This is a genomic window from Paenibacillus sp. SC116 (assembly GCF_024733555.1).
Classification (GTDB): domain Bacteria; phylum Bacillota; class Bacilli; order Paenibacillales; family Paenibacillaceae; genus Paenibacillus_B.
In genome coordinates this window covers 2,418,720-2,431,052 of record NZ_JANIOF010000001.1, presented here as the reverse complement: position 1 = coordinate 2,431,052, position 12,333 = coordinate 2,418,720, and the positions used below count along the sequence as shown (strand labels likewise).

The window sequence follows — 12,333 nt, the reverse complement described above, 5'->3', positions numbered from 1 at the left end:
ATTGCCATGGATGTGTCGGATTCATCCCCCTCACTTGTTCACAACCCTGTATATTGTCTTGGCTGTCAAGAAAGGGTACCAGCGGAGCATACGGTGATCCAATTCCGTACAGGCTTCTATAAAGGTCAAATACCAATTGGGAGCTGTGATCGTTGTACACCTAAGCATACAATATTGGCTGAATTGTGGAATTCTTTAAAGACCGGGCATTTCTATTGAAAATGAAAAATGTAATGATGATGTGAAACGGTTTGTTTCCCCGCCGGAATTTCTTCGCAAAAAAGAGAGAAGCAAGCTTTATCCCGCCTGCTTCTCTTTACGTTTTTTCTTCTTATCATGATGATAACGATTCGAATGATCTTGCGAAAATATGATATCTGTCTCTGCTTCTTGAGCGTTATTGGAGGACGATGGGTTGTCATTATTATCGATGGGCAGAGGGGTGGATGATTGTATTTGTTCGGCAGCTGATTCTGGGCCCCCCATTTTGCTTATACCATTCAATGTACCGCCTTCTTCAATAACGAGTGATTGCGATACGCAATTTCCCGCTACATGACCCGTTGATGTTATCGTTAGCTTCCCTTCGGCTTTAAGTTCCCCACATATCGTTCCTGCAATGATAATTTGTTTCGCCTCGATGTTTGCATGAGCTTTCCCTTTATTGCCTATGACAACTGTTCCTTGGCATATTATCGTACCCTTGAATTGACCGTCAATGCGTAAGTTGGATTGGCAGTTCAGGTGCCCCTCCATTTCTGTTCCATAACTAATAATGGTATCTGTCATACTAGGACGTGAACTTTTTCCGAACATCGAGCCTCAACTCCTTGTCGAATAAATGGCTAGGCATCTATCTTTTTATGTGGTTTGTGAGAGGTAGGGGAGGAGGCTGAAGATCCGATATATGTATATGGGTTAGTGGCTTCACCTCGCTGCATAACTTGAAAGTGCAAATGCGGCCCTGTACTTCTCCCTGTATTTCCAAGCTCTCCAATCTTATCTCCCTTGGCTACATGATCTCCGACACGTACATGGATACGATTCAGATGCATGTACCACGTTTCTAATCCATTCACATGAGAAATAATGATATAGTTGCCCCTTGCATAATGATCCTCAGCAGTTGTTATGGTTCCTTCAGCAGCAGCATAAATCGAATCGCCTATTTCGCCAGCAATATCAACACCAGCATGGAAGGATGCCTGTCCTGTTATAGGGTCTTTTCGATATCCAAAGCCTGACGTAAGCTGCTGTGATTGTGTTGGCCATAAGGAAGGCGTGCCTTGAATAACCGCCTGTTTCTTTTTCGCTTGCTTAATCGATGTTGGGAGGGAACGTTCCATTTCGGTAATAAGCTTATTCACTTCTTGTAAATCGAACTGAGACCGATGAGACAGTTTCAACAGCTGTTCATCCGTCAGAGCTTGAAGATCGCCTCCTTGCTGCTTGCTGTTAAGGCGTGAAATAGGCAGCGTGGACCGGGATGAGCTGCCAGCAGGGGCGTCCTTCAATTGATTTTTATTTCCTTGGACAAACTGCTCAAGCTGTCGTTCCCAATGACTAATCTTGGATACGCGCTGTTTCACATTTTCTGTCTCTTTGCTCAGACGGATGATTTCCTGTTGAAGCTTATTTACGGCTTGATCCTTATTTTTTACGGTGACATCCAGCAATACAGCTTGCTTAGATAACTGTTCTTCGAGCTCTTGAATCTGTTGGGCCGATTTCCATTCTAAATGTAAAATAAATCCGGAAAGAGACATGACAGCTGCAATTGGTACGGATACGATGAGCAGCTTCGGAATCTTCACTTGCTTGACTTCTTGTTCCGCTTCTCGGATAACGAGTAGCGTTGTAGATTGCTTCCACCACCGCCGCTTCATAAGTTATCACCTCACTTTACACAGATAGACTTGCCGGGTTAACGAGGGTTGAATAACAAAGGATGGAATACCCAAACTATCTTGTACAATCTCTAAAACCAATTTATTCGATAGTAGGACAGAACATGACTACAAGTTCCAAAAGCTTTGTCGTGATGTGGTAAATAAGATATGTGCTGAAATTGTCCCGATGTCATGATTCAAATATTGTTCATACGGCTATTGGATATAAAAAGTGCAAATACATAAAATGGATGTTATTCTGGCCGTGAACGTAACTTTTGTCAAGAACGACTTAGGGGGCGAAAAAATGTTATGGGTCGTTGCAGCACTAGTCATCTACATATTCCAATTGATTACGATTGTGTTTCTGGAACATAAGCAGCCTTCGAAGACCGTAGCATGGCTATTGATTTCTTTTTGCTTTCCGCTTATAGGTTTTGTGCTGTATTATTTTGTGGCTCAGGATTATACAGCGAGAAGGCGAGTACGAAACAATCGTTATGAGGCCGATTTACTAGGAAACATAAAGAGAATCAATAAAGTAACCGATCTGAGCAGCATTCATAATGAATACATGAGGAAGCAGCCGCGCTTATTTGGACTCGTATCCGCTTTGTCAGACAGCCCTGTGACTGGGTGTAACCGCACCGTTATTTTAACGAATGGGCAGGAAACGTATAACGCCTTAATTGAGGGAATAAAGTCAGCAAAACATCATATCCATATGGAATTCTATATCATACGAGATGATGTAATTGGGCGTACGATTCAGGAACTGCTCATTCAAAAAATAAACGAAGGTGTACAAGTCCGTGTTATCGCAGATGGAGTTGGAAGCTTGGAGCTGAATCAGGCTTATGTGGCTAAGCTGCAGAAGGCGGGGGGCGAATTTCATTTCTTTCTTCCCCTTACGGTTTCCCTGTTCCGTCGGAGACTGAATTATCGTAATCATCGGAAAATTGTTGTTGTAGATGGGCGAATAGGCTATGTTGGCGGTCTTAATATTGGGGATGAATATGCTGGAAATCATGAGAAGCTTGGTTTTTGGCGTGATACGCATTTGCAGATCGAGGGAGATGCTGTCTATGCGCTGCAAGCTGTATTTTTGCATGATTGGGCGTTTGCTTCGGGACAGAAGTTCTGGCAGGAGGAATTATTCCCGCCGCATCAATCTAAGGGAGATGAGCAAGTTAAAATAGTATCTAGCGGCCCTGATGCGGATCTTGCAGCAACTCAAGAATTGTTCTTCGGAGCCCTTGCGAGCGCACAAGAAAGAATATGGATGATGACCCCTTATTTTGTGCCGGATCTTAGTATCCGATTGGCACTTAAGACAGCCGCGATGAGCGGGATCGATGTTCGGATCATTATTCCGTATCAATCAGATTCGAAAATAGTTGACTGGGCGGCCCGTTCGTATTTGGAAGAGCTGATGAAGGCAGGGGTCAAATTTTTTGAATATCAGAAAGGATTCTGTCATGCAAAAACGCTGATTATCGACCAGGCTTTAGCTTGTATAGGTACTGCTAATATGGATATGCGTAGTTTCTATTGCAACTTTGAACTTAACGCCGTTATGTTTGATGTAAGGGCTATCCGTCGCTTGGAATTCGACTTTAGCAAAGATTTTGATGTAAGCAGGGAAATCGAGTATCCATTGTTCATAGCTCGATCTCGTAAGCAACGAGTGATGGAAGCTATTTCTCGAATGCTGTCGCCGTTACTGTAACTGTTATATTAACTTGTACATGTTTAGATGAAATTTAAAGAAGCATGAAGTGCCATGTGTACTGCTAATTCTCTTATTGCTGTTGTTTTAAAGCGAGTAGGATAGGTTCCATTTGCTGCGGGGGTACTTTAGTCAATAGATCCCCGGTTTGGTTCAAGCGTTCTGCTGCATTCAACAGCGTGAATTGCTGCGGACTTGGGTTACGCGCTACTTCTTCCCATGTCAATGGCATAGAAACCGAGGCGTAGGGAGTAGCACGAGGCGTATAGGCGGCAGCAATCGTACGGCCTGCATCATGTTGGGCATAGTCGATATAAATGCGGGTGCCACGATGCTTTTTCAATCGTTCGATAGTGAACAAATCAGGATGACGATCACATAAATAACGGGCGACAAATAGCCCTAGTGCTTTCAATTCATCGAAGGTAGGTCCTATAGAAATAGGGACGATAATTTGAACACCTGTAGCGCCTGATGTTTTTGGAATGCTGCTGATGCCAAGCGAAGATAGCAACTCGCCAACTAGCTTAGCAGCTTCCATGATGCGAGGTTCAACTGTCACAGAAGGATCAAGATCGATAATCCACTGCTCTGGCAGTGGATTATTTACGGTATGCAAAGATGGATGAAATTCAATGCAAGCTAAGTTAGCCAACCAAAGCAGGGTAGCCGTATTGTTTAGTAATACATACCGAATGTCGCCATGTGTGGCTGTTTCTACAAAGTCGGGGGCAGAGTCAGGACAGTTTTTTTGATAAAAGGACTCTCCTGGTACCCCGTCTGGATAGCGTATCGTTGTTAAATATCGATGGGCACAAGCAGGCAGCAAATAGGGAGCAAGCTGGAGCAGTTTCATCAAGTAATCTGCTTTTGTAATATGGAGACCTGGCCATAGCAGCTTGTGTGGGTTCGTTAATTTTACTTCATGACCTTCGACTTGCAGCATGAGAAAGGGGGCTGTCATCCGCGATACACTCCTTATATTAGAAAATAGCCAATGTCAGTTGTTGCGTATGATCCGTGATCGAAGCTTATTCAGGCAAGTAAGGAAGCGCAAGTAATTTTGGATGTCGAAGCAATCCCGATTCATTCATTTCTAATGCGGATACGAGGCAGGGCAAAGGCGTGTGAAACCATCGTATCGTCAGTCGGCGGAGATCTGATGGCAGCGAGTTGCTCGAACAAAGGACTTGTTTTTCCGCTTGTTCCTGGGCATTTTCCTGATGCTTTGCCCACGTTTCTAATAGCTCACGATGCTGCTGATGAAGACCGATGGATACGCGTCCTAAATAACTGCGTTCCTGTGTGAAGAGAACGAGGCTCGCTATACGTCCCTCGTTCATGATTAGCCCGTAGGATAAAGCTGCGATTTCTAATTCCTTTTTACGCTTAAAAGAAGCCTGATGCTTCTTGCCGCTGCAGTACGGAGCATTCTTTAGCTTGCTGACAACCCCTTCCCATTGGTTCTCCTCCACCCATGACCAAAGTGCCTGCCCATCCTCGTAAACGTCTGCTACTTGGATTGAGACCATGTTTGAAAGAGAACGATCCTGCGCTTGTTGTGCAAATAAATTCAACAATTGCTGATGTCGTGCTTCATAAGGTAATGCACGCAAATCATGACCGTCTAAGGCGATAAGATCAAATAAGACGTATGATAATGGCCAACGCTGGTGGGCGGCCCGTTCGCTTTGCTTGGCAGCTGAAGAACGTTGGCGCTGTAAAATAAGGCTGAAGGAAGGTCTATGCAATCGCGGATCGATTACAACTGCTTCTCCATCGAGTACGACAGAGCGACCTTGCAGCGCGGGTAACTGAGCGAGAGCTTGTTCGATCATCACAAATGAGGAAGTCCGATCAAACATTCGCTTCGTATAGAGCCGTACACTGCGCTCATTAGTTGCAAGACTGCAGTCCGCAATAAGGCGAATACCATCCCATTTCAGTTGATGCAGCCATAGGGGACCTTGTGGGATGGCGTCTGACAAAATGGGCGCCATCGGCACAAGACTATGCGGATCGATGCCGCTTAATTGCATTGCCGATGGCGATGCTGCGGCAGCTTGCTTAGCCTGCTGTGCCGCAGCGTGCGAGCGGGGCGCCCTAGGCATGCGCCTCGCTCTTGCGTCGCCGTGTGCGCCGCGCAGGTTTGGCTGCGTCATCGGCAGCTGTCGCCGCCTTACTTGGAGCTGCTGCAGGTGCTGCTTCAGCTGCTTGCATGCGTCTACGGCGCGAGCGCGGCTGTGCGTTGGCATCAATCGAGCCAGCGCTTGCAGCGTTCACGCGCTGCAACGCGTCAGCTGATGCGTTGCTAGCAGGGGTGCCGAGCCCTGCGGTAAGCGCCTCGGTTGCCGCATTGGCTTTGCGTCTGCGTCCGCGTGCAGCGCCAGTCGCTGCAGCGGGTGTTGTCGCTGTCGCAGCAGTCGATCCTCCAGCGGGGACAGGCCCACCCGTCAAGCCAACTACTCCCGCAGGAATGGCTGCATCTGCGGGCACGTTCGTTTTGCGTCCACGCCCACTTGCTGTTGCTGGCGTACTTGCCACCGCGCTGTTCACGTGAGCAGCTCCAGTGCCAGCTGCTTTACGCCTGCGCGGTTTAGCTGCTGCCGTGCTTGTGCCAGTGGTGCCAGCAGCGCCCAATGGCTGTGCTCCCGCGGCTGGAATACCTGCGTCTGTTGCTACCATGGCGGGCATCATTCCCGGCTTCGTCGCTTGGATGCTAGCTTGCAATGCCGCCATCAAATCGACGATAGGCGTCTCCTGATGGAGTTGTGGGGCAGCCTTCACTTCTTTGCCGGCTATTTTTTGCTCGATTCGCGATAGCAATCGTTCACGATACTCATCTTTGTATTTGAAAGGATCAAATGCAGTGGACAATTGGCCAATAAGAAGCTTGGCCATCTCCAATTCTTTGTCGTTGACTTGAACCTGTGCGGGTACATTCGGCACCGCACCAGATGCGCGTATTTCATCTGGAAAATGCATTGTCTCCATGACGAGGCAATTATCGATCACTCTTATTGCGGCTAAGCTGCTCTTCGCTCGCAGTGTAACACGGGCGATGCCGATTTTATTTGTAAGCCTAAGCGCCTCGCGCAGCAGTTGATAAGCATTTGTGCCAGCTAGATCCGGTGATAAGTAATAGGTCTTCTGATAATAAATCGGATCGATATCCTGTAAGTCGACAAAGTCTTGAATCGCGATAGAACGGCTTGCTTCTTCTTGAAGTGCTTCCAGTTCGTCTTTATTAAAGAGCACGAAATGACCTGTCTCGTACTCATATCCTTTCACAATATCGTTCCAAGGCACTTCTGTATCGCACACCGGGCATTCCCGTATATAAGATAGAGGGCTGCCGCATTTGTTGTGAATCATTCGCAGCGAAATGTCCTTATCTTCGGTAGCCGTATGCATTTTTACGGGGACATGGACAAGTCCAAAGCTAATAGCCCCTTTCCACACCGTATGCATGTATTCCCTCCTCCTTATTCATGCGACAGGTTCTAGATCATGTGTAAACGAATGCTGTGTTTTTAGTGAGGCGTTCAACGAAATTTTATTTTTTGTTTTCTAAATACAAATGGGTATGAAATTCGGGTTTTCACGTTAATGCTGTTAGTATGAGATCAGTGAGGAAAGTCAACACGGGTAAGTGTTGGATACAAGTGCAAAGTTACATCTGCATGCATGAACTTGAATGATTGGGAGACGTTATTAAGTAAAGAAGCTTTTCAGCCATACGAAGGAGGAAGCAGCGAATGAATGTAAATCGAGCTAAGGAAATTTACGATTCACCAACCAATTACGTTGTACAGCTTGATGGGGAGCACTCTGTGTGGATTGAAAGTGTTGATGTTGCCAATGGAATGGCTACGGTTCAGATGGGTACGAACCCTGCTGATACACAGACTGTATCTGTTGAACGTTTGAACGAAGAACACCATTAACTATTTTCATTGATGTGCGTTTTCCAAGCGTATTGCAATGAAATCCAACTAAAATCATGCTAGTTTAATCATTACAGATGAAGGAGAAGGTCGAGGCTGTACCTGGCACAATAAGGGGAGCTTGGGCGGAGTGAACTCCTTCATCTGTTTATTTGCGTTTATACAATTAAGTCAACACCTCAGTAAATTTCCCCATCATATCGTTGCGTCTTTGTAAATTCCTTGCGGCAACACTTTATGCACCGATATAATATAGAAATACTATTGAGCAGCCAGCTAATTGTGGAATTGAAAAAGTTAAGCTAACTGCTGTTCAGTTAACGTTTGGAGTGAACGCAATGCAATCAGTGGATATGACCTATATATCAAACAGTGAAGCAGATACGGTAAAATTGGCGGAACATTTGGCTAAAGGATGCCGTCCAGGTGCTGTCATTGCGCTTGATGGAGACTTGGGAGCGGGCAAAACACGCTTTTCGCAGGCATTTGCCAAGGCGCTAGGTGTGATTGAGGTCGTTAACAGTCCGACATTTACGATTATTAAAGAATACGAAGGCAGCGAGATGCCTTTTTATCATATGGACGTTTATCGTGTTGGCATGGCCGAGGCGGATGAACTTGGTCTTGATGAATATTTTTACGGTGATGGAGTGACGATTGTGGAATGGTCGAGCATAATTACGCCATTGCTGCCACCCCAATATTTGCACCTATTTATTCAATATGAAGGTGAACAGAGCCGCACCATTCGTCTGACGGCATACGGTGAGCCTTTTGCGACACAACTGAACGAGATAAAGTGGAGAGGAATCTAATCTAATGCATACAAAAAAAATGTTGGCCTTGGATACATCGACAGCAACGATGGCAGCTGCGTTGTTGGAAGGGACAAGCATTATAAATACAATCCAGTCTTCGGAGGAACGCAATCATTCGATTAGACTCAATCCAACGATGCAGGCTATGTTGACGGAGCAAGGCTGGACAGGTAGTCAAGTCGATTGTATTGCTGTTGGTATCGGACCAGGGTCTTATACAGGAGTACGCATCTCTGTGACCGCAGCTAAAACGCTGGCATGGGCATGGCGTAAACCGGTTGTTGGTGTATCGAGCTTGCATGCACTAGCATTGAGCGGGTTGGCGGCTGCTGCGCAAGGTGAGAAGATGAGTGCAATTGTAATGGAAAATACAGATACAAATGACTCAGAGTTCTCTTTTGCTTGCCAAGCGCCTGTTCGCGTTTATCCGATTATGGATGCACGTCGTGGACAAGTATACACAGCTGCATTTGATATAAATGGACAATCCAAGCATGTAATAACAGGCAGGTTATCGATACAGGAAGCGTGCACTCGACTATCAGCAGACGGCATTCGCATGTTGGTAGATATTGCAGCTGAAGCAGTACAAGCGCTGGAGAACGATCCGGAACTGCATGTTATGTTCGCTGGAGATGTCGATCAGCATCGTGCTGAGTTAGAAGAATTGCAGGCTGTATTTGGCCCTCGGGTTCATTTGGAATCTTCAGCGATGGATGCTGCATGGATTGGGGTGCTCGGTCTAGCTCGTCTCCTCGCAGGCGATACAGATGAAGTTCATCGTTTGGAGCCAAACTACACCCAATTGACGGAAGCTGAAACGAAGCTGAAGCAGCAGCAACAGCAGGTCAAATAATATGAGATTAACACGAATGCTAGATAAGGAGCGTGAACCTGGTGGATCAAGCAAGCCATCATTTTGAACTTGCACGAGTAAGGCCGATGACGGTCGCAGACATAGAAGCTGTACAGATCGTGGAGCAAGCTTCGTTTACGCTGCCATGGACGAATGACGCTTTTTACAATGAGCTGACAAACAATATTTTTGCACACTATTGGGTCATTGAAGAGAATAGCACGATCATTGCCTATGCAGGCATGTGGACGGTCATCGATGAAGCACATGTTACAAATATTGCGGTTCACCCTGACAGCAGAGGACATGGCTATGGGGAAAAGCTTATGCAGACGCTCATCACAGAAGCAGCTGTACATGGTATGAATAAAATGACGCTTGAAGTGCGTGTCACAAACGAAGTGGCTCAGCGGTTGTATCGCAAATATGATTTTGAACCTGCTGGTGTCCGTAAAGGCTATTATTCTGATAATAACGAAGATGCGCTCATTATGTGGACGAATATCGATCAATTACGTGTAAGCAGTTACTAGCTTAAAGAGCTTAAAGGTGGGAAAGCAACGGTGAATGAGAAGAATACAGGTGATTCCGTGAACGGTAAGAATGATGCAAGCCATTCAACGTCGTCGGACAAACCTATTTATATATTAGCAATTGAGACAAGCTGTGACGAGACATCAGTTGCCATCGTACGCGATGGGCATGCAGTGTTATCGAATATGATCTCCAGTCAGATCGATGTGCATCGACGCTTTGGCGGCGTTGTACCAGAAATCGCTTCACGTAAGCATGTGGAGACCATTACCGTTATGATCGAGCAGGCTGTTGAGGAAGCGGGTATTTCCCTAAATGACGTGTCCGCTATCGCTGTCACGCAAGGCCCTGGTCTAGTAGGGGCTTTGCTTGTTGGGATTGTCGCAGCCAAGTCGCTTGCCATGGCACTTAACATTCCGCTTATCGGGACTCATCATATCGCAGGTCATATTTATGCGAACCAACTTACTGCAAAGATTGAATATCCTTGCATGGCCTTAGTGGTATCAGGTGGGCATACCGAGCTTGTTCATATCGAGAGCGAAGGGCAATTCAAGCTGATCGGACGTACGCGCGATGATGCAGTAGGAGAAGCCTATGATAAAGTCGCTCGCGCGGCTAATCTCCCTTATCCAGGAGGTCCGCATATCGACAAGCTTGCTTGTGAGGCAGAGGAAGTAGTAGAGATGCCGCGATCCTGGTTGGAAACAGGCAGCTATGACTTCAGCTTCAGTGGCTTGAAGTCTGCGGTACTTAACGTCGTGAACCAGTCGAAAATGAAAGGCAATGAGCCTAACTATCCGGCTATCGCTCGCGGCTTCCAAGAGTCCGTCATCGACGTACTTGTTGGTAAGGCGATGCGTGCTGTTAAGGAATATGATGCTAAGCAGCTTCTATTATGCGGTGGCGTGGCTGCGAACAAAGGCTTGCGCGCTGAGCTGACCGCTCGCTGTGAGGCAGAAGGTGTACCATTGCTCGTGCCGCCAATGGAGTATTGCACAGATAATGCGGCTATGATTGGTGCTGCTGGATATTTGAAATGGAAGCAGCAAGACTTCACGTCACTAGACTTTAATGCGCACCCAACGTTCTCCCTAGAGGGTTGGTCAGTAAAATAGATTTGGGCAATCCCCAGTTCGGTTCATACCGAAACTGGGGATTTTCTTTATGCGCGTAGAGGAGAGCATCATAAAAAACAGATAAGCCTTATTCATAGATAGTAGTATCGATCTTTTCCGCCCGTGTTTCCTTATCGGTAATCCAGCTCTCTATGCAGTCATTCAGCATGATAGCATTCTTTGTTGGGATTTGGTGCTTTGCTTCTGGAATCCAAATAAGTTTGCTGTTTTGCAAGTGCTGCTGCAGTTTCCATGCATACCGATGAAAGCTTTTGTCTTTTTTTCCGTACACAAGCAGCACGGGGGCCTGAATCTGCTGCAATTGATCGGTGCAGCTGTAGTCTAGGGAGTAACGGTAATATTCGTACCAATTGTCGCTCGTTCCTGGTTGTGAAGAGCGATATAAAGTGCGAAATGTTTTGAGGTTGTCCGCATTTCCCCACGTAATGGCCAACCTTAGTAGCGACTTTAATTTAGATCGGCTGAGTGCAATAGCTGTTGTCATTCGTAGTCTTAAATATAAGTCACTTGCTTCTGACATACCACTTACGAGTATACCTCCAAGGAAGCGTTCTGGAGCAGTCAGCAGTGCGTGCAGCGCTACACCGCCACCTGTCGAGTAGCCACAAACGTATGCCTGTTTAATGTTAAGACCGTCCATCAATTTCAGCATATCCTGCACGATTAGCGGATAGGTGACTGGCTCAAACGACCGATCGCTTGAACCGTGGCCCCGGATGTCGAATGTGATCACTTGAAATCGGTTTGATAGCTGCGCCGCTTGATAATCGAAGTTTTCCGATGTTAGCAGCGGTGGATGGATAAACATAATAGGTACGCCTTGCCCTTGAACCTGATAGTAAAGGGAGGTATCGTTTACGATGATGTATGGCAACGGGTTCACCTCATCTTATTAGTTGTTCAGGCTAAGCAAAAGATGCCCGACATCCTTTCTTTTTATCCGTACATGAGCGCTATTTATAGCAACAATCGCTATATATGCATGATGTACATGGAATCAGGTGAAATTTTTTAATACAGTGTTATTGACTATTCATGATTGGGGCAATATAATAAGCACAAACCTTTTCCGAATAATTGGAAAACGCATTATAGTTCAAACGCTATGACAGGGAATAGTAGAAGTGTGAAACCTTCAGAGAGCCGCAGTAAGGTGCGATGCGGTAGGTGGATGACTTTGAACTCGCCTTAGAGCGGAGCGAGCGAAGGATTGGAGAGTCATTGGTGATTATGCTGGATGCAGACATTAGCTTGTAAGCATCTTTCGATAGCATGATGAACAGAACCTCACCTCCTTCTGAGTAGTTCGTTACGGAAGCCTCCGTCATCAGGTACGCGCACGGTCGATGTCCGGACATGGGACGTGTGCGGTGGAGCGGGTGAAGTTTGTCCTACGCGAAGGACAATTCACCAACGAGAGT

Annotated in this window: 12 protein-coding genes, 1 pseudogene and 1 other annotated feature (1 of these 14 cut by a window edge); of the genes and pseudogenes, 7 read left to right on the top strand and 6 right to left on the bottom strand. The window is 46.3% G+C overall.

Translation table 11 applies throughout. The annotated features are described in order from the left end of the window. The first annotated feature begins 6 nt into the window (after nucleotides 1-6). Nucleotides 7-219: a diaminopimelate decarboxylase gene (locus NQ117_RS10620; protein ID WP_258277906.1), complete on the top strand. Its 213-nt coding sequence runs from the start codon at nucleotides 7-9 to the stop codon at nucleotides 217-219. 78 nt (nucleotides 220-297) lie between these two features. Here NQ117_RS10620 and NQ117_RS10615 read toward each other — a convergent pair whose 3' ends face one another. Both NQ117_RS10615 and NQ117_RS10610 read right to left on the bottom strand, forming a co-directional pair. After that, entirely contained in the window at nucleotides 298-816 is a 519-nt protein-coding gene (locus tag NQ117_RS10615) for a bactofilin family protein (RefSeq protein WP_258277905.1), read from the bottom strand. Between the two features lie 29 nt (nucleotides 817-845). Further along, nucleotides 846-1,886, bottom strand: coding sequence for a M23 family metallopeptidase (locus NQ117_RS10610; RefSeq protein ID WP_258277904.1), 1,041 nt, complete (start codon nucleotides 1,884-1,886; stop codon nucleotides 846-848). A 310-nt stretch (nucleotides 1,887-2,196) separates the two neighbouring features. Here NQ117_RS10610 and cls point away from each other — a divergent pair, with 310 nt between their 5' ends. Then, a complete protein-coding gene (cls, locus tag NQ117_RS10605; protein WP_258277903.1) occupies nucleotides 2,197-3,618 on the top strand; it encodes a cardiolipin synthase in 1,422 nt (473 codons plus the stop codon). 73 nt (nucleotides 3,619-3,691) lie between these two features. On the opposite strand, the gene ligD is transcribed toward cls, so the two are convergent. The 3 genes and pseudogenes from ligD to ku all read right to left on the bottom strand — a co-directional run. Further along, entirely contained in the window at nucleotides 3,692-4,582 is an 891-nt protein-coding gene (ligD, locus tag NQ117_RS10600) for a non-homologous end-joining DNA ligase (RefSeq protein WP_258277902.1), read from the bottom strand. Between the two features lie 67 nt (nucleotides 4,583-4,649). After that, nucleotides 4,650-5,780, bottom strand: a complete 1,131-nt coding sequence (locus tag NQ117_RS10595; RefSeq protein WP_258277901.1) for an ATP-dependent DNA ligase — start codon at nucleotides 5,778-5,780, stop codon at nucleotides 4,650-4,652. A gap of 325 nt (nucleotides 5,781-6,105) precedes the next feature. Continuing rightward, nucleotides 6,106-7,089 (bottom strand): annotated as a pseudogene (gene ku / locus NQ117_RS10590) (non-homologous end joining protein Ku); the annotation flags it as partial. Nucleotides 7,090-7,376: 287 nt separating this feature from the next. Between ku and NQ117_RS10585 the strand changes: the two are divergent. The 5 genes from NQ117_RS10585 (at nucleotide 7,377) to tsaD (ending at nucleotide 10,891) form a co-directional block, all read left to right on the top strand. Further along, nucleotides 7,377-7,565: an H-type small acid-soluble spore protein gene (locus tag NQ117_RS10585; protein WP_258277900.1), complete on the top strand. Its 189-nt coding sequence runs from the start codon at nucleotides 7,377-7,379 to the stop codon at nucleotides 7,563-7,565. A 338-nt stretch (nucleotides 7,566-7,903) separates the two neighbouring features. Next, nucleotides 7,904-8,380, top strand: a complete 477-nt coding sequence (gene tsaE / locus NQ117_RS10580; protein WP_258277899.1) for a tRNA (adenosine(37)-N6)-threonylcarbamoyltransferase complex ATPase subunit type 1 TsaE — start codon at nucleotides 7,904-7,906, stop codon at nucleotides 8,378-8,380. A gap of 4 nt (nucleotides 8,381-8,384) precedes the next feature. Further along, nucleotides 8,385-9,239 (top strand): tRNA (adenosine(37)-N6)-threonylcarbamoyltransferase complex dimerization subunit type 1 TsaB, encoded by an 855-nt coding sequence (gene tsaB, locus NQ117_RS10575; protein ID WP_258277898.1) that lies wholly within the window; start codon nucleotides 8,385-8,387, stop codon nucleotides 9,237-9,239. A 41-nt stretch (nucleotides 9,240-9,280) separates the two neighbouring features. Further along, complete coding sequence (gene rimI, locus NQ117_RS10570) at nucleotides 9,281-9,772, top strand: ribosomal protein S18-alanine N-acetyltransferase (RefSeq protein ID WP_258277897.1); 492 nt, start codon at nucleotides 9,281-9,283, stop codon at nucleotides 9,770-9,772. Between the two features lie 57 nt (nucleotides 9,773-9,829). Beyond that, nucleotides 9,830-10,891 carry a tRNA (adenosine(37)-N6)-threonylcarbamoyltransferase complex transferase subunit TsaD gene (tsaD, locus tag NQ117_RS10565; protein WP_258278230.1) on the top strand — a complete coding sequence of 354 codons (1,062 nt, stop codon included), beginning with the start codon at nucleotides 9,830-9,832 and terminating at the stop codon, nucleotides 10,889-10,891. A gap of 88 nt (nucleotides 10,892-10,979) precedes the next feature. Here the strand turns inward: tsaD and NQ117_RS10560 are convergent, their stop codons facing one another. Beyond that, nucleotides 10,980-11,795 carry an alpha/beta fold hydrolase gene (locus tag NQ117_RS10560; RefSeq protein WP_258277896.1) on the bottom strand — a complete coding sequence of 272 codons (816 nt, stop codon included), beginning with the start codon at nucleotides 11,793-11,795 and terminating at the stop codon, nucleotides 10,980-10,982. A gap of 213 nt (nucleotides 11,796-12,008) precedes the next feature. Further along, nucleotides 12,009-12,333, top strand: a binding site (T-box leader); it runs 34 nt beyond the window's last position.